This window comes from Herbiconiux sp. UC225_62, from assembly GCF_042694625.1.
Classification (GTDB): Bacteria; Actinomycetota; Actinomycetes; order Actinomycetales; family Microbacteriaceae; genus Herbiconiux.
Genome location: NZ_CP170551.1, coordinates 705050 through 722871, shown reverse-complemented (window position 1 = coordinate 722871; position 17822 = coordinate 705050). Strand labels below are relative to the sequence as shown.

Genomic DNA, 17822 nt, shown 5'->3' with positions numbered 1-17822 from the left:
CAGAGACGACCATGGTAATTCGCGTACTGATGAATCCGGCGGGCCGCAACAACCCCAACTCGCCTATCCACGCCCTGGTTGAAGCGCTTGATGATGACATCAGAGTCGAGCCTTTTACCTGGAAGAAGGCCCTGATCGGTCGCTACGACGTCTTGCACGTCCATTGGCCGGAAGCCCTGGTGCGCTCGACCCGCGTCGCGCCGCGCCTTGTTAAAAGCGCCCTGCTCTTCGCTGTACTGCTGATGGCACGTTTAGGGTTACGGCAGATCATTTGGACGGTGCACAACGAGCATCCGCACGAGTCGGGAGGGTGGCTCGAAGGGCGATTGTTGAGGTGGTGGGAAAAGACTGTGACCTGCCGGGTCTACCTCTTCGGCTCGGTCATGCCATCGACGTCACGTAACAGAGTCGAGCACATTCCCTTCGGGAACTTCGACCAGATCCTGCGCGAGAACGCGACAGCCGAGCGGCCGGACCCGGTCAGAGGGTCGATTCTGACATTTGGAGTGCTTCGCCCATACAAGGGCATCGAGGATCTGATCAAGGTGGGTCAGCTGCTGCCCGCGCCGGTAGACATCACCATTGCAGGCAGGCCCGCGGATGAGCGGTACCTCCGAGAACTCGAGACTCTCGCAAATGGGACAGAGGGAATTCAGATCGTTCCGCGACTTCTTGAATACCGTGAACTCATCACCCTGGTCAGCGGAACTCAACTCGTAGTGTTGCCGTACAAGAAGATGTACAACTCCGGTGTGGCCCTTCTGGCGCTCACCCTCGGCCGCCCGATTCTCGTGCCCTGGTCGCTGACTATGCAAGAGCTTTCAGACGAAGTCGGAGCCGGGTGGGTGATCACCTACAAAGGTGAACTGAAACCAGAAGACATCACGTCTGCAATTGATAATCTCGGCGCGAATTCAGGGACCTCGACTCCGGATTTGTCGAACCGTCAGTGGGGAGCCGTCGGTTCGGCTTATTCTGACTTATACCGATCGCTGAAGAAATCGCAAAAGGGGGCACGCGATGATTGAGCTCGTCCTCGTCGGTGCCTGGGGTGCGTTGGCGATGTTCGTGGGCACCCTGAAGTGGGGATGGGGCGCCATGGCTGGCGCCCTTGCCATACTTGCGCTCTGCCTGGATCCCCGCAATGGCAGCGTCATCATCTTCGGTCTCGCGGTGATCGCCGTCGTGATGATGCGCAAGAACACCATGCCAGCGCGGTTCATACCACTCCTGGTCTATGTAGCGGTGGGTCTTCTGTTCGCCTGGCCGGATTACAACGGCAAGTTATCGGGTGCTGTGCAGATTCTTCTGGTGGTCGCTGCGTGGACGGTCGGCCTGCATGTCGCACGGGTATCCGCGTTGCGCTTGAATGACCTCCTGCGCTGGCTGGCTGTCGTGATCTTTATCATCGCAATCATCCAGTTGGTGGTCTGCATCCTCCAGACTGCGGGCGTACCGATCTTCGTCACTGGCGAACGTACGGCGGAACTGACCGAAGGACGGGCAAACGGCACGACAGGGCATCCGGGCTCCCTCGGAAAGGTGTTGTTCTTCGCTGCGATGCTCTGTCTGCCCCTCACTCGATCGGGTGATCGCATAAATCGACGCCTATCCTACGCGTCGCTGGTTCTGATCATGGCGGCTGTTGGACTGTCCGCAAGCCGAACTAACTTCATCGCGCTCCTGATGCTTGTGCTCGTCTGGGCGCTGATCATACCGAGCGCGAAGTCAAAGGGCGCCAAGATTGTGCTGCCCGGTGTCATCCTCCTGGTGGGTCTATTCTTTCTCGAGCCCATTCTGGAGCGATTCGATGAAGATCCCATGGGCGGCCAACGAGCCAGATTCATGAGCGTCGCGCTGCAAGTGATCGGTGAGAACCCGCTCTTCGGGGTCGGACCTAATGGGTATCTGCCGTATGCGGGAGACATAGACTTGCTTACCGGTCAAGGATGGCGAGTACACAACGTTTTCGTCTTGCAGACCGCCGAACTCGGTATCGTCGGAGCAGTCGCATTGTTCCTTCCGCTCGTCTTCGCCATCTTCGCGGCACTCAAAGTCTGGCGGAAGCCCGACTTCAACTCGGACTTCGGCCGAGTCATGATCGCAGCCATCCCCGGTGTCATACTGATGGGCGTAACGGGATGGGGGCTGTGGCAAGGTTCGATCCCGGCGTTATGGTTCTTCGCTTTCGGCCTGTGTTACGGACTTATGACAATGGTTCGCAACGCTGAGGGCCCGAACGACCAGTCGACGATCGATCCGTTCGTCTATCGCGTGCGTCCGGCCTTGCGAGGTGCGAAGCGATCCTGATGAAAATACGATCGACCTAAGTGGGGTAGCGGGTGTCGTTGGGTTCGACACGCGGCAGACGATGTTTCGGATTGGGGATTCCGTGGTTCAAGGGGACAGGCGCTTCAGCAGGAGAGGACTGATCACAGCGGCGGGTGCGGCGATAGCGGCGGGAGGTCTTCCGCAGATACTTGGTCCGGCAGGGGCCGCTCAGGCGCTCGCCGGCTCCCCACAACTCGGGTGGCCGGGGGCTCTGACCGTCTTGCCGACGGACGCGGTCACATATGGCTACCTCGACAAAATGACGATCGTTGCCTCTGTCGACCGCTACAGCAATATTGATCCAACCGGCGTTAGTGATTCCTCAATCGGTCTTCGCACGGCTCTGCAGGACTGTCCCGAATACGGCACTCTCTTCGTTCCATCTGGCACCTACCGAGTAGGGACATCGATCGGCAATGACGGGAAGAACGTACGAATCTTCGGCGATGGCGCGACCTTCATCAAAGCAGCAGATTCAGCTCCCGTTTTCAACCTCTCCGGCTCGTACACCGATCCGGTAGCGGTCACAAGCGTCTCGTCTGTCGACGTCACGAATAACAGCGGTGGTACTCAAAAAGGCACGAAGATTGTCCTAGCTTCTGGAGTCACTTGGGGCCCGGGCGACGTTGTCAAACTCGTTGCAGACGACGAGGTCCCGGAGGCCCGTGCCGGTTCAGGAGGTACCGCATCCAGAATCGGCCAGTACTTCACGATCTACCAGGTGACGGGGGCCAACGTCACCTTACTGGGATTGCCGAGGTTCACGTTTTCGACCAACGTCCGAGTCGCAAAGTTGAATGAGACCAGTGTGAGCCTCCAGGGCCTGCGCTTCCAGGTGGACGACGCCGGTCTGGCGGCAGGGTGGACCGGTCCGATGTGCGTGTTGACGTCGCTCATGCGCCCCGTTGTGGCCGACCTCGACTTTCTTACGTCCAGTGGTGCAGCCTTGATGTTCCGTGGGTGCTACGGGTATTCGGCGTCGAGAGTCTCCGTCAACTACGCCATCGATTCGCCGACGACCGCGAATTACGGGTATGGCGTTTTCGACAACTCTTCGGCACTCGGTACGATTTCTCAGCTCGTGTGCCGTCGCGTCCGTCACGCTTACACGGATGACACGTCACGGGTGACGCCGAATTCGAGTGTGGCGTTCTATGGCTCGACATTTGGAACGAAGATCGTCGATTCCTCATGCGATGGCGCATCCCGCACCGCATGGGACACGCACTCGGCGTCGGAGTCTGTGACCTTTCAGGATTGCATCGCGATTGCGTCGACGAACGCGTTCAGCCTTCGAGGGAGACGGCATTCTGTGCTCGACTGCACTGCCGTCTCGTGCGAAAGTGGCGTGTTGGCGATTACGGAAACCGACGGGGGGGACCACAGTTGGGGTCATCGGATCTCGGGGTTCACCGGCGATCAGTTGCGCGGGCCCGCCGTGGCCATCGAACTCCACACTTCGAGCAGTCACCCGTCTTATGGACAGCGTGAGTTGCGACGCGTTTCCGTCTCGGATGTCCAAACCCACTCGTGTACCTCTCCCCAGATCACCTCGACGAATGCTGTGGTCGACATTCGGCAACTCCGATTGCAGGCGGCCCCGACTCTCGCGACATCTGCGCCGGCGATGCAATTCAGCAATAGTGAAGTCACCGTGGATGATGCGACGATCGACTACGGCATCAACACCGCCGGCACGAAACTGCGAGTGTTGTATGGCAGACTCGGTAGCAGCGTCCGGGTGCGCCGGCTGAACGTTTCGTGGCCGTCCTCCGTTACATCCCGTTTTGACTGCGTCGCCGCCTCGGATGACACAACGTTCAGCCAGGTCTCGGAGGTTGAACTGAGCACGCCTCTCCCGACACCTACTTCGGCGTTCCCCATCGGTTCCACGCTCTCGTGGAGGTCGAAGGAGAAGAATTCGGAATTCATCGAGCGGACTGACGCCGAGATCTCAGCGGCCGACACTGCCCGCCTTCTGAGCAAGACTGGTGAACAGATGGTCGTCATGCGGTTCAAGACGGCGAGTCTCCGCACACTTCCGGTTCTCCTGGCGAGCGCTCGCCTGGGCCAGATGCTGAGTATTCACAATGCCGACTCCGGCGTCGGTCGAGTAAACGTGCGACACGGTACAGAGTTCCTGGTCAGTCTCAAAGGCGCAGCGACGCGGGCTCTAATGCCGGGCGATTCGATGATGCTCACGTGGACAGGGACCATCTGGCGTGAGATCTGACGAATTCGAATTGGACGGTTCTCAACGTACGCGCAAACTCCGTGAAACGTTCCCGTAGCCTGCGCCCGCTAAAGTCGTCGCATACGCCAAGTGAAGATTGAGAGTGATGTGACTGCATTCACCATCTCGTGCGTCATCCCGACCCACAACCGCTCCGACTTCCTCGCGAAGTCCCTGAAGTCGATTTCCGAACAAACGCTGTCGCCGCTCGAGGTGGTGGTAGTCAGCGACGTGGTGGACCCGTCCGCAGAGCAGTTGTGCCAGGAGCTCGGGGCGAGCGCCCCGTATCCGATCAGATACGTCTACGACCCGGAGACCCGAGGTGGCGCATCTGCTTCCCGCAATGTGGGAGCACGGGAAGCGCGCGGTGATGTGCTCGCCTTCCTCGACGACGACGATCTCTGGCTGCCCGAATATCTGGAGAAGGTGACAGCACTGCTTTCGTCCAGTGGTCAAGACATGGTCGTCACGTGGCGCACTCTGGTCAAGGGAGGGGTCACGGTCGACGGGCCAGCCATGGAGGAGGGGCTCCGGGCGTCCGATGTCGTCGCCGTCAGTTACGGTACGACGGGAAGCAACATGGCGATGACCCGGGGATCGTTTTGGCGTGCCGACGGATTCGATGACCAGATGCCGGTCAAGAACGACACCGATTTCTTCTTCCGATTCCTGAAGGCCGGCGGAAGCTACGCTGTGCTGCGGGACCGCCTTGTGTTGCAGGTAAAGCACGGCTCCGGGCAGCTCACCAACAATGACGAGCGACGTGCCGCGGGCACCGAGGTCTACATGCAGAAGCACCGATCGGACTTGAAGCTGAAAGACCGCCGGCATCTGCGTCTCTCGATCCACCGCATCCGGTACCACATGGCGCCGGATCCGGTCAGGCGCTATTACCACCTGGCCTTGGCCTTGGTCAACTATTCGCCAGCGAAATACTTAGAGGAACGTCGCCTCCGCAGAATGTGGCTCGATCTCGACCGCAAGTACGGTGAATGGGAAGCTCAGAACGCGATGGAGCCGGCATCGATCCGATGACGAAAGTTCTGTATTGCCACCCTGGTGCCGAGATGTACGGAAGTGACCGCATGGCGGTCGAGACGGTCGTGGCGCTGTCAGCGGCAAATATCGGGGTTACGGTTGCTGTGCCGAACACTGGCCCCCTCGTTGACACTCTGGAAACACGGGGGATTGACCACGTCATCATCGACGTACCCGTTCTGCGCAAGCAGATCATGCGTCCTCTTCCGTTTCTGAAGTACGTCGTCAAGACACTCGAGTCGGGCGTGGAAATCGCCCGCCTGCTCCGACGAGAGAGGCCGACCGTCGTCTTCGTCAACACCATCACGCAGCCGGTTTGGATACTCGTTTCCTGGTTCCATCGGGTACCGGTGATCGTTCATGTCCGGGAGAACGAATCTCAATACCCTCGTCTGCTGCGAGCCTTGTTAGTGTCGCCGCTTCGGCTCGCACGACTTGCGATCAGCAACAGCAAATCGACCCAAGAGTTCATCGTCGGGTCACGAATCTTGCCGAACCGGACTAAGCGGCTGATAGTCATCTATAACGGCAAGGATTGGACGCCCTACTATCTCAGGGAGCCGGAGCATGGCGGGACGACGGCTCGTCTGATCGTGGTTGGAAGGATTAGCCCGCGCAAGGGCCAGGATGTCGTCATACGAGCGCTTGCGATCCTCCAAGATCGAGGCATCGAGTGCTCCCTTGACCTGGTCGGGGACGTCTTCCCCGGCTATGAATGGTTCGCTGATGAGTTGCGGCAGCTGGCTGTAGACACTGACCTCGCTGAATCGGTGACATTCTCCGGGTTCACCGAGGACATCGCCGGTCACCTCGCGGACGCACAGATCGCAATCGTGCCGTCGAGGATGGAGCCGTTCGGTACGGTTGCCGCTGAATCGATGGCTGCCAAGCGTCCGACCATCGTCTCGGAAACGGAAGGGCTTGTGGAGATCGTCACGGACGGTGTCACAGGGCTCGTGGTCCCGACTGACGATCCTGCGGCGCTCGCAGCCGGGATCGAGCGCCTCATCGTCGATCAGGCTTTTTACGAACGCCTGGCCCTCGCGGGTTACGAGCATGTGCTGTCGACTTTCTCCAGCTCTGCCTATGGCGGGCAGATCGTCGATTCCGTTCGACGAGTTGTAGCAGAGTCCAGTAGGAAGACCGTGCGCTCGGTCGACGCAGGCACTCGACGAAAGGTGACCCATCGATGACGGTCGACACTGCCGCGAAACTCATGATCCTGGGGTTCATCACCCTTCTCGCGGCGATAGCATCGGCCGCGCGTCTCCTCTACGTCTTGTCGGGGAGCACCGACAGTCCAGACGCGTCGAGCACAGTGATCACGGTGGTGCAGATTGGTGTCACCATGCTTCTCGCTGCAGCGTTGATCGTGTTAGGAGCTCGGCTCAGAGTGCGCTCTCGGCACGCTTCGCCCTCATGAGCGAACCAGAAGCTCGATCTCGTCGCGTTCGATCCAAGGTGAAATCGATCACCCACGCCACAGGTTTGGCGAAGAAAACGGCATACACCACGAAGTAGCTCGAGAAGTCGATGCCCAACGTGAGGTAGACCGCGATGTGGAATCCCATGATCACCACGATGCCGATGCGGAAGAGCGGGGGAAACAAGAACGCGATCAGCAACCACGACTCCGCGAACAGCGTCGCCCAGTCGAGAAGCTTCCAAAATGGGGACCAGTCGAACTGGAAAATCCATTCGGCCAGCGGGCCGACCTTGAGGTCCTTAGAAAGGTCTCGCGCGATCTGACCGCGGGTAACGAGCCTGTTCGGGTCGAGCCAGTGCGCGGCGAACTTCGGGATCGAGGCAGTGAACAGGGCGAAGGCCACAGTCATGGCCCAAAGCACGACGGGGAACCCGCTGGGGGGATGAGCAGACCGCTTCAGGAGAGCATCCAGCGAGAATCGGTTTCCCCAGCCCGCGAATGCCATGAAGATCGGGAAGAGTTCGAACAGGATGAAGTGATCGAGCTTGCCGAAGGAATAGATGATCGCGCTACCCGCGACTAAGGTCAGGCCCAGGCCGATTGACGCGAAAAAGGTTCGGTAGCCCACGAGCAGCGCGAGCGCGAAGCAGAAGCGGACGACCTCTAGCGTCACCGTGAGCCAGAGCGGCACCGTGTCACCGAAGATCCAGGTGATCCCTGGGCGGGGCTGTAGGAACCCTGCAGGCAGGCTCGATGTCCAGGTGTAGGAGATCGGAAACACCAACACGAATATTGCGAACCAGATTCGGATGATGCCGAGGAACCGGCCCGATGCTCGGTACGACGAGCTGAGCCAATCCACGTATCTCGCGAGCTGATCGATGAGATTGTTCACAAGGCCACCTTCGTGTTCGCGCATGGTGTCTGATCGACTATCTGGCCTGTCTGCACGTTGACGTGAGCGCTGATTCGGCAGATCTCGAGAGTCATCGGCTGGGCGCCGTCACCCAGTTCGAACGCTTTCTCTCTCAGCCAGACTCTGACTGCATCGCTGATCTGCCCGCTTCCGGCTGCGGGGAAGACGTGATTGAAGGCGGGTCCGGCCACTGAGAACCGCACACCGTGCATGAGCTCCTCTATGGCAGGAGTCGTAGCTGTGCCGTCGTCGTATCGGATGGTGATCAGCGTCTGCGAGGTGGAGAACAGGCCGTCGCTCGACGGCGATGTCCCGAATCCAGGCATGCGGATCGAAGGGTAAGGCTCTGGCTTCGTCACGAAGGAGAGTGCCCCTTGCGCCGCTAGAAAAATAGCGAAGAGCACGACCACGAGGAGCCGAAGCCTTGAGCGCCTCGAGACAGTGGGTACGGTTTTGAGATGCATCATCCCTCATCAACCTCGACTCTCTGATACTCGTGGATGAATCGACCTCGGAGGACCTGGATCATGCCCCAACCGCGGTATGCGGGGTTTAGGGCCCGTGCATTGGGGCTTCTTCCTTGCAGACGAAGTATCGCCAGGCGCGCACCGCCCAAGAACATTCGCGCGATTGATTCGGCTAGAAGTCGACCTCGCCGACCGTCGCGAAGAAGAATTCGAGCGCGAACCTCACCGGTGCGCTGAGCGCGAGATCGCACCCAGCGCCACGTCATGCGAGAGGCTGGCACGACCTCCTCGACGATTGCGTCATCGCACCAGTAGAGAGTCGCGCCCCCTTGGCGCAAGCGATGGAAGAAGTCGGTGTCGCTGCCACCGGTCATGGAAAACGACTCATCGAATCGAAACGGAGCTAACCGCCGTAGGACGCTCGACCGAACAAGAGTGTTGTTTGTTGCAGCCACTTCGAGTGCCGTGCCGGTCGGGTGCCGTGCTCTCTCGAAGAACATCCCGTCAACTGCCCATTGCGGTGCATCGGGCGGGAAGAGCGGAATCACAGGGCCCGATATGACGTCGCCATTCAAACGCTCTGAGGCCTCGATCAAGGCAGCCAGCCACCCTGCAGTGACAGTCTCGTCATCGTCAACAAAAATCAAATACGTCTCGTCGCCGACGATGTCCAGGAACCTGTTTCGCGCCGCTGCGATCCCGGGCTGTGGCTCTGCTTCATAACGCACGACCGACTCTGCGAATTCCGCGCAGACAGTCGCGGCTGACTCGAGTGGATCGTTGTCGATCACGAAGACGGTGAGCCCCTCGAGGTCGCAGGTCTCGACAATGCTCGTGAGGAGTGCCCGAAGTAGTTCTGGCCTCTTGAAGGTAGCGATCCCGATGGCAACGTGGCCCCCCTGAGGCTGACGCGTCGCGTCGATCATGGCCTCAGCGTGAGCTTGTGCGCGAGGAGGCCGTGCAGCGATTGGTTGTATGCCTCGCAAACGGCTTCCCATGTATAGACGCCTTCCCGACGCCGAGACGAGTTATCTATCGACGCCTCCTGCGCGCGCGGATTCGAGATCATGGCTTCGATTGCGGTCGCGATCGCGCGTGGCTCTGGGCGAGCGAAGCTACCGCCCTCACCGAGCACTTCGCGGTTGTACACCGTGTCGCGAGCGACGATCGGCGCGCCCGAGGCCATCGCCTGCACCAGTGCGGGATTGGTGCCGCCCACGCTGTGCCCGTGGAAATACGCTCCGGCATGTTGCATCAAGGCGAAGAGATACCTGTCGTCATTGACGTGGCCCGGCCAAAGGACCGCGGGGCTGGAGGTTGCCAACTCCCGGATCTGATCCTCGAGCGGCCCGCCGTAGCCCGAGGAACCCACGATGACCACGGGCCAGCGTGTGCTGATCTCGCGCGCAGCCTCGAGGAATTCGGGAATGGTGTTTTCGGGAACGAATCGAGCAACGACAAGCACGTAGCCACGATGGGTCAGGCCCTCCGGGACCGGCAACCGGTCGGGAACGTCACCACCGTAGGGAATGAAGACGCCGTCGCGACCGAAGTCTTGCTTCCATCGTCGCTGTATCTCGTAGGAGTCAAAGACCAGTTCGGTGCCGTGCTTGGCCGTCGCGCGAGCGCCACCGCGGAAGGTCGCCTTCGCAAAGCGCCCCCACTTCTCCCGGTCCCACTCGATACCGTCGACATTAATCAACGTAGGGATGGCGGCTCGCTTGAGCAATGGAAGGAAGAATCCGTTCGCCACGTTCATGACCAGAGCGACGTCGGGTTTTCTCCTTCGGGCATCCAGCGCCGCGGTCAGGCCGTAAGACAGGGTACTGACCGACTTCTTTTCCAGGCCGCGCGTGAAAATCTGTTGGACGGCCACATCGCGCTGGAGATCATCTTGCCGCACGGCATTCTTCCGGCTGTAAACGGATACGTCCCACCCGTCCTGCCGGAGATACGGGGCGAGCTTTCGGACTGCGGTTTCGAAGCCTCCGTAATAACTCGGGTAACCACGAGTTCCGATTATTGCCACTGATTTCCCCATCCCAGCACCATATCTTGCCTGCGTAACGGCTCTGTTACGTTCTGGAATACGCACGATTGCGGGATGCGGTTTTGCGCCGCAACGGCGGCTGACGCTCTCGGAGGCCGTTATAGACTCCATCACGTCACACAGGGAAATGCTCCATTCGTATCGTCATCTTGGGGGTTTGGGTTTGCGGATATCAGTGATCGGATGCGGGTACTTGGGTGCCGTGCACGCCGCTTCAATGGCGGAATTGGGACACGATGTCGTCGGAATCGATGTCGATGAGAGGAAGATCAGCTCATTATCTGCCGGAGTCGCGCCCTTCTTCGAACCAGGCTTGCCGGAGATCCTGAGTACAGCCAGCGCAAGTGGGCGTCTAACCTTCACTACGGACATGTCCGCCGCCGCGATTGCGGACGTGCACTTCATTGCCGTTGGGACGCCACAGAAGGCCGGCTCCTACAGTGCCGACATGACCTATGTCGACGCCGCGTTGGATTCTCTGCTTCCGTTTCTTAAGGCTGGAGATCTGGTGGTCGGCAAATCGACCGTTCCGGTTGGAACGGCAGCGCGCCTCGCAGAGAGGGTTCACGAGGCCGCCCCCGGAGCTGAGCTGGCGTGGAACCCGGAGTTTCTTCGGGAGGGATTCGCGGTCAAAGACACTATTTCCCCTGATCGACTTGTGTACGGCGTGTCGGACGATGCAGAGTCCGGCGCCCGCTCCAAGGCGCTTCTCGACGAGGTCTATGCCAAAGCGATCGGCGAAGGGACTCCCCTAGTGGTCACTGACTACGCCACGGCAGAACTCGTTAAGGTGTCTGCGAATGCCTTTCTCGCTACAAAGATCTCGTTCATCAATGCGATCGCAGAAATCGCCGAGGTTACCGGTGCGAATGTCACAGAGTTGGCTGACGCTATCGGATTCGACACCCGTATCGGTCGACGGTTCCTCAACGCAGGAATCGGATTCGGGGGCGGTTGCCTACCGAAGGATATCCGCGCATTCGGTGCTCGAGCCGAGGAACTCGGTCGCGGCGAATCCCTCTCCTTTTTGAAGGAAGTCGACGCCATCAACCTTCGTCGTCGGCAGCGTGTCGTCGATCTCGTCGTCGAACTCCTGGGTGGCCAGGCCTTCGAGAAGCGCGTCGCTGTGCTGGGACTGGCATTCAAGCCGGACTCCGACGACATCCGCGATTCGCCTGCACTGGACATCGCTGTACAACTGAACGGGCTTGGGGCGGATGTGCTGGCAACCGACCCAGAAGCAATCGCGAATGCTCACGCGAAGCATCCGCAGCTGGTCTTCGTCGAAAGCCTCGAAGATGCAGTGCGTGACGCCGAGGTCGTCTTGCTGCTCACCGAGTGGGCAGACTACCGCAGGCTCGTGCCGGACGACATCGAATCCCTTGTTGCAGGTAAGCGAATCATCGACGGCCGTAACGTTCTCGACTCGCAGCAGTGGCGTTCCGCAGGCTGGGACTACCGGGCGATGGGTCGCCCGTAAAGAACTGATGATCTTGCCGAGCTGGTCGGTACTGAGCGTGTATACAAGCAGCGTAAACTGACGTAGTGAGTACTAAGAGCGTTGATGTCGTCCTGATCGGTGGTGGCATCATGAGCGCCACACTGGGAACAATGATCAAGCTGCTTCAGCCCGATTGGTCGATCACGATATTCGAACAGTTGAGCGACGTCGGTCAGGAGAGCTCGAACCCCTGGAACAATGCTGGTACAGGACATGCGGCGTTGGCTGAGCTCAATTACATGCCCGAGGCCTCAGACGGCACGCTGGAGACGTCGCGTGCAGTAAACATCAACGAACAGTTCCAGATCAGTCGTCAATTCTGGGCGTCCTTGGTAAAGGCCGGTGTGCTGTCGGATCCCGGATCATTCATCAATCCCACCCCGCACATGACTTTCGTTCGGGGTGAACAGAATGTCGAATACCTACGGCGTCGCCATGAACTCCTGAAGAACGAGCCTCTGTTTGATGGGATCGAGTTCAGTGACGACCCCAAGGTCATTTACAAATGGGCACCCCTACTCATGCGAGATAGGCAGAAGGATGAGAAGGTGGCGGCGACCCGGATTCAGACCGGTACGGACGTCGACTTCGGCTCGCTGACGCACCAGCTGGTCGACTATCTCGTACGGAGTGGGGCGGTCCTGAGCTCGGAGACCGAGGTCAAGAAGCTCAAGAAGCAAAAGGACGGCACGTGGAACGTGACCGTGCGTGATCGGGTCGGGAATACGCCTCACACGGTCAATGCGAGATTCGTTTTCGTCGGCGCCGGTGGACACGCGCTTCCGTTACTCCAGAAATCGCACATTCCGGAGATCCGCGGTTTCGGCGGATTCCCCATCAGCGGGCAGTTCTTCCGAACCGACAACCCCGCGGTCGTGGCGCAGCATCAGGCGAAGGTATACGGCAAGGCTGCTGTCGGCGCACCTCCGATGTCGGTGCCGCATCTGGACACCCGCGTCGTCGAGGGTCAGTCGTCGCTGCTCTTCGGCCCATACGCGGGTTTCAGCCCGAAGTTCTTGAAGTCGAGTTCGTGGCTCGATCTGCCCGCTTCAATCCGGTTCCACAACATCGGCCCGATGCTCGCGGTCGCTCGGGACAACTTCGACTTGATGAAGTACCTCATCGGAGAATTGCTCGCGAGCAAGAAGAAGAAGCTTGCCGCTCTGAGGGAGTTCATGCCGACGGCGAAGGCCGAAGACTGGTACCTCATCACAGCGGGTCAGCGCGTCCAGGTGATGAAGAAGGACGCAAAACGCGGAGGAATCCTGCAGTTCGGAACCGAGATGGTCACCAGTGCTGACGGCACGATCGCGGGCCTGCTCGGAGCTTCGCCCGGCGCGTCGACAGCTGTCCCCATCATGATTGATTTGATCGAGCGTTGTTTTGTCGAGCAATATCCGGGGTGGAAGAACAAATTGGACAAACTGATACCCTCGCTCGGCACCAAACTAAACGAGGACAAGAAGGCGAGCGAAAAAAGCCTCGAGGCTACCGCCACCATTCTCGAACTGACCCGCTGACATCGGCGAGGTCACCCGTTCCAGACACTCGCTGTTCACCCAGCCGGGTGCAGTCTTCGCTGGCTAGACTGACGCCGTGACCGACGAGATCCCGACCCGCCGATCTGTTCGCGCCGAGCCCGAACGGCGGCGGAAGCGCCGACGCCGATGGCCATGGGCGGTCGGCGGTGCGGTCCTCCTGCTCGCGATCGCGGGGGGAGCTCTCTGGGTCGGTCTTCAGGCTCTCACAGTCAAGAACGAACTCGAGGCGGCGCGGCCGCTCCTTTCTTCCGTGAAAGATAAGGTGCTTTCAGGGAGCGCAGCTTCTGCACAGGCCGAGGTCGACCGCCTCGCCGCGCACACGGAAAGAGCGCGAGAGGCTTCATCGGGACCCGTATGGCAGCTCGCAGAGATTATCCCGGGTGCTGGCGCGAATCTCAGAGCCGTTCGAATTGTTGCCGAGTCGGTCGATGACGTCGTGCAGAAAGCGGTCGTGCCGGCCGTGGGACTCGGTGACGCTCTCTCACCGGCCGTATTCAAACCGGTGGACGGTGCAGTGAATCTCGACGCGATCGAATCCATTCTTCCGGTGCTCGATCAATCGAGCACCAGTCTCACAGCAGCGAAGCGAAGCGTGGACGCGATCGACACAGCTGGCCTGATCGCACCCGTCAAGTCGGCAGTGACCGAGATCCAAAAAATGGTCGACGGCGTCGAGCCGGCGCTCGGGTCGGCGAAGGCTCTTGCCCCGGTGCTGCCGAGCCTTCTTGGTGCAGACACGCCGAAGAATTATCTCCTCGTGTTCGAGAACAGCGCCGAAGCGCGCCCTCTGGGTGGTATCGCTGGCGCGCAGATCCTCATCACCGCAGACGCCGGGCGCGTTGAGATCGCCCGGCAGACCTCGGGGCGGGATTTCGCATTCGAGTCGGAAGAATTCGCTGACAGTCATGTTCCGAGAGAGGCGAGAGACCTCTACCTCCCGCCCTTCGGCGTGCAAAGCCAGAACAATACGCTGACGCCTCGAGTCGATGTGGCGGCAAACCTGACCCGCTCAATGTGGCAGGACCAATTGGGTGAGACTGCCGACACGGTTATTTTCGTCGATCCGGTGGCGCTCTCATACGTTTTGGAGGCGACCGGACCGATCCTTCTTCCCGATGGCCAGAGTTTGTCCAGCGAGAACGCTGTCGACTTGCTGCTGAACGAGGTTTATACCCAATTTCCCGACGACCCGGATGCGCAGGACGCGTTCTTTTCAGTGGCCGCTGCCTCGACGTTCGGGGCAATCATGAGCGGGTCGGTGGACGTGCCTGCCCTGGTAGATGCGATCGGACGCGGAGGTTCGGAGCAAAGGATTGTGGCGTCGAGTGTGGATCCTGTTGTACAGGAGCTCGTCGAGATGGCTGCGCTGGGAGGTCGAATGCCCGCGGAGCAAGACGCCGCGCACCAGATCGGCGTCTACTTCAGCGACTTCCTGGGATCGAAGATGGATTACTACTTGCGTTCGAGTATTGCGGTCGGTCAGCAGACCTGCAGCGATGGTTCGCGCCGTGTGCGGCTCACGGTCGACGCGAGCAACATCCTCGATCCGAATGCTGTCCCCGACCTTTCGAGATTCATCACTGGTAGTGACTCGAATGACTTCGACGTTCCGTTGGGAGACCTGCGCGTGTTCACCTATGTCTACGCCCCGGAGGGGTCCAGCATCGTGAGTATTGCGGGCACGACAAGTCAAGAGAATTCGTTTGTCGGTACGGATGAGAACTATCCTGTGGCGAGAGCAGTTATTCAAGTAGCTCCGGGTCAAATGCAGTCCGCGACGATCGACATCGATGTCAGCAGCCTGACCGAGAAGCAGATCGAAACTCTGGTGTCGCCATTGATCGTTCCCGCCCAATCCACCGAGTTGACTTTCACGTGCTGACCGCTGCGTCTCGCTCATAAGTGAGCGGAAGGATCACGACCCTTCGTCAGGGCATGAAGGAGTCCTTGCCTGGAAGATCGATCTCAAGGCCGCAATTCGGGCAGACCCACATCCCCATCCCTCCCAATTCCACCTCTTCGGCCTTCTCGGCGGCTGTGAGCTCGTGACCGCAGTTCGGACATGAAGTCACGCCAGTGACCTATCGTTGCTCCTGCGTGGATTAGCTGTCGTCATTCGGGAATCAGAGCTTCCTCGATCGCGGGGGCCAGCGACGCAGAGTACTGAACGGTGAGATGGCCACTGTCGGTACGCACAGGGGTCGACCCGACGAATGCTGGGCATTGGCCGTCCACACAAAACCACGACTCCGTGTCGATGTACTCCACGCCGGCTGCATCTGCCGCGCCAGCCTGACCTGACTTGAACGAAAGGAGAGGCTCGCCGATCTCCGACACGCAGTTGGACGGCACCGCGCCGACGACGAAGCAATCCTGAAGATCGATTCCCCGAGGAGGCGGTTCCAGCACGACGGTTCGCTGGCTTGCCGGGCTGACCCGAGCGAGCACAGATTGTGTTCCCGCGTCGATTTCGCTCGCAGCGTCGGCGCCGGTCGCTTTCGAGACCAAGCGCGTGATCGTATTGTCCGCGCTGGCGAGAATGGTCAGTTCTGGCTGCAGGGCGCTGATCTGCTGCAGGGCCCATTCTCTCCAAGCGGCGCATTCCGGATAAGGCGTCTGTCCGTCCTGAAAGACGTCCACGTCGATGCTCGGACACAACCCCAAGGTGAGTTGGTGCACGCGCCACCCTTTAGCTTCGAACGCGGCGCGAATGCCAGGGGTCCAAGCGATCGCGTAGGAATCTCCTACGATGACCACGTCTTGTGTCGAGTCGGTTGGACCGAAGGTGCACCGCTCTACATCTTCCTGCTCGACGTTCGTGCACCCGTCGGCCCTGATCGCATCGGCCCAAGCCTGCGTACCGAGCTGATCCACGGACGGCGACAGTGCAGGGAACTGGTCCGCGTCGAGCGCGACCGTGATCGCGCCGGCGATAGCCCCGGCTACCTCCGTCTGCGACTCCGCCGCGCCGCTCGTGGCAACGGGAGTGAACGAGAGCGCCTGCGGCTGATCCGTAGGCTCATCCGACAAGAGGGCGAAAGCCATCAGACCGGCGACGAAGATGCTCAGCACTCCCAAACCACCGAATCGGAATGTCGCTGAATAGGTCTTGCGCCAGTCCTTCCAGGCAGCTCGCCGAACGGATCGGCTCTTCTGCTTGTCGAGCCACGGAGATCGCAGAATCGGGGTCTCCACCAAGTGGTACGCCGCGATCGAGACGGCGAGTATTGCCGCGATCGTGACGGGATAGTAGATCCAAGGATTAGATCCAAGCAGGATCGCCAAGAAGATGATGATGGGAAAGTGCCAGAGATACAACGAGTATGAAATGTTGCCGAGGTAGAAGCTGACAGCGTTCGTCAGCGGCCAGACTTTCTGCCGAATCGGCCCGACCCCCGCCACGATAACGACTCCCGTGGCGATCACCGGAAGGGCCGCCCACGGTGCCGGGAAAGTCGATGTGTCATCGATGACGAACATCGAGTAGATGATCCCGAAGAATCCGATCCAACTCGCCCACGGTCGGAGCCGAAGAGGGATCTTCTTCCACCAGGGTTCGGCAATTGCCAACAACGCACCGAAGCCGAGCTCCCAAGCGCGTGAGAGAGTCGAGAAGTACGCGAGGTTCGGGTTCATCGCCGACTCGTACATTGCCCAGCCAAATGACAGGGCGATGATTCCGGCCATCAGCAGGCCGGTGACGGTTCGGCGCCGCAGCCCTTCCGCGGCGCCACCGCGACTGCGTTTTCCGGCGATCCAGAGGACCCCGAGCATCAGCCACGGCCAGACGAAGTAGAACTGCTCCTCCACGGAGAGCGACCAGAAATGCAGCAAGGGCGAGGTCGGTCCGCCGGCGGCGAAATAGTCCGTTCCCGCGGTTGCGAAGTGCCAGTTCGCCGAGAAGAAGAATGCCCACACACCGTCCCAGAAGGTGGTCCACGCGCGTGTGGAGTTGAAGAGAAGGAATCCCGCCACCACAGTGACGATCAAGGTGAGGGTCGCGGCCGGGAGGATTCTCTTAATGCGTCGGCGGTAGAAGCCCGTAAATGAGATGTGGTTCGTCTTCTCGTGTTCTCTCAGAAGGATGCCAGTGATGAGAAAACCAGAGATGACGAAGAACACGTCGACGCCAACGAAACCGCCTGACGGCCATCCGATCAGGTGATCCAATATCACCGCGATCACCGCAAGTGCGCGGAGCCCCTGAATGTCGGCGCGTACTCGACCTCTGGACAGCACTGGCGCCGACGAGCGGCCCGACCTTGTCCCCATTGCTGCGCCCGATGGCATATAACCTCCCCCGAATTCCGTCTGATCCA

General features: G+C 59.9%; 14 protein-coding genes. 8 read left to right on the top strand and 6 right to left on the bottom strand.

Going from position 1 to position 17822, the window contains the following annotated elements; all coding sequences use genetic code 11:
* Positions 1-11 precede the first annotated feature (11 nt).
* The 5 genes from ACFJGU_RS03590 to ACFJGU_RS03570 all read left to right on the top strand — a co-directional run bounded on the left by ACFJGU_RS03590 (position 12) and on the right by ACFJGU_RS03570 (position 6795).
* Positions 12-1028, top strand: a complete 1017-nt coding sequence (locus tag ACFJGU_RS03590; protein ID WP_382307710.1) for a hypothetical protein — start codon at positions 12-14, stop codon at positions 1026-1028.
* The gene (locus tag ACFJGU_RS03585; protein WP_382307708.1) at positions 1021-2310 is read left to right on the top strand and encodes an O-antigen ligase family protein; all 1290 of its coding nucleotides are present in this window, start codon (positions 1021-1023) and stop codon (positions 2308-2310) included. The genes ACFJGU_RS03590 and ACFJGU_RS03585 overlap by 8 nt, the downstream gene beginning before the upstream one ends.
* 280 nt (positions 2311-2590) lie before the next feature.
* Positions 2591-4564 (top strand): hypothetical protein, encoded by a 1974-nt coding sequence (locus ACFJGU_RS03580; protein ID WP_382307706.1) that lies wholly within the window; start codon positions 2591-2593, stop codon positions 4562-4564.
* A 90-nt stretch (positions 4565-4654) separates the two neighbouring features.
* Positions 4655-5599 (top strand): glycosyltransferase family 2 protein, encoded by a 945-nt coding sequence (locus ACFJGU_RS03575; RefSeq protein ID WP_382307704.1) that lies wholly within the window; start codon positions 4655-4657, stop codon positions 5597-5599.
* Complete coding sequence (locus ACFJGU_RS03570; protein ID WP_382307702.1) at positions 5557-6795, top strand: glycosyltransferase family 4 protein; 1239 nt, start codon at positions 5557-5559, stop codon at positions 6793-6795. Before ACFJGU_RS03575 ends, ACFJGU_RS03570 begins: the two co-directional genes overlap by 43 nt.
* 195 nt (positions 6796-6990) lie before the next feature.
* Here ACFJGU_RS03570 and ACFJGU_RS03565 read toward each other — a convergent pair whose 3' ends face one another.
* The 4 genes from ACFJGU_RS03565 to ACFJGU_RS03550 are packed head-to-tail and all read right to left on the bottom strand — an operon-like array spanning position 6991 to position 10452.
* Positions 6991-7923 (bottom strand): hypothetical protein, encoded by a 933-nt coding sequence (locus ACFJGU_RS03565; RefSeq protein ID WP_382307701.1) that lies wholly within the window; start codon positions 7921-7923, stop codon positions 6991-6993.
* Positions 7920-8411, bottom strand: a complete 492-nt coding sequence (locus ACFJGU_RS03560) for a hypothetical protein (RefSeq protein WP_382307699.1) — start codon at positions 8409-8411, stop codon at positions 7920-7922. Before ACFJGU_RS03560 ends, ACFJGU_RS03565 begins: the two co-directional genes overlap by 4 nt.
* Positions 8408-9337 (bottom strand): glycosyltransferase family 2 protein, encoded by a 930-nt coding sequence (locus tag ACFJGU_RS03555; protein ID WP_382307698.1) that lies wholly within the window; start codon positions 9335-9337, stop codon positions 8408-8410. The genes ACFJGU_RS03560 and ACFJGU_RS03555 overlap by 4 nt, the downstream gene beginning before the upstream one ends.
* On the bottom strand, positions 9334-10452 hold the full coding sequence (locus ACFJGU_RS03550; protein ID WP_382307696.1) for a glycosyltransferase: 1119 nt from the start codon (positions 10450-10452) through the stop codon (positions 9334-9336). Before ACFJGU_RS03550 ends, ACFJGU_RS03555 begins: the two co-directional genes overlap by 4 nt.
* 172 nt (positions 10453-10624) lie before the next feature.
* Between ACFJGU_RS03550 and ACFJGU_RS03545 the strand changes: the two genes are divergently transcribed.
* From ACFJGU_RS03545 to ACFJGU_RS03535, 3 genes are all read left to right on the top strand, one after another.
* Complete coding sequence (locus ACFJGU_RS03545; RefSeq protein ID WP_382310250.1) at positions 10625-11941, top strand: UDP-glucose dehydrogenase family protein; 1317 nt, start codon at positions 10625-10627, stop codon at positions 11939-11941.
* Between the two features lie 65 nt (positions 11942-12006).
* Complete coding sequence (locus tag ACFJGU_RS03540; protein WP_382307694.1) at positions 12007-13482, top strand: malate:quinone oxidoreductase; 1476 nt, start codon at positions 12007-12009, stop codon at positions 13480-13482.
* Between the two features lie 76 nt (positions 13483-13558).
* Positions 13559-15385, top strand: a complete 1827-nt coding sequence (locus ACFJGU_RS03535; RefSeq protein WP_382307693.1) for a DUF4012 domain-containing protein — start codon at positions 13559-13561, stop codon at positions 15383-15385.
* 46 nt (positions 15386-15431) lie between these two features.
* On the opposite strand, the gene ACFJGU_RS03530 is transcribed toward ACFJGU_RS03535, so the two are convergent.
* Together ACFJGU_RS03530 and ACFJGU_RS03525 are read right to left on the bottom strand one after the other, a co-directional pair.
* The gene (locus tag ACFJGU_RS03530; protein ID WP_382307691.1) at positions 15432-15575 is read right to left on the bottom strand and encodes a zf-TFIIB domain-containing protein; all 144 of its coding nucleotides are present in this window, start codon (positions 15573-15575) and stop codon (positions 15432-15434) included.
* A 40-nt stretch (positions 15576-15615) separates the two neighbouring features.
* Positions 15616-17775 (bottom strand): acyltransferase family protein, encoded by a 2160-nt coding sequence (locus ACFJGU_RS03525; RefSeq protein WP_382310248.1) that lies wholly within the window; start codon positions 17773-17775, stop codon positions 15616-15618.
* Between the last annotated feature and the right edge of the window lie 47 nt (positions 17776-17822).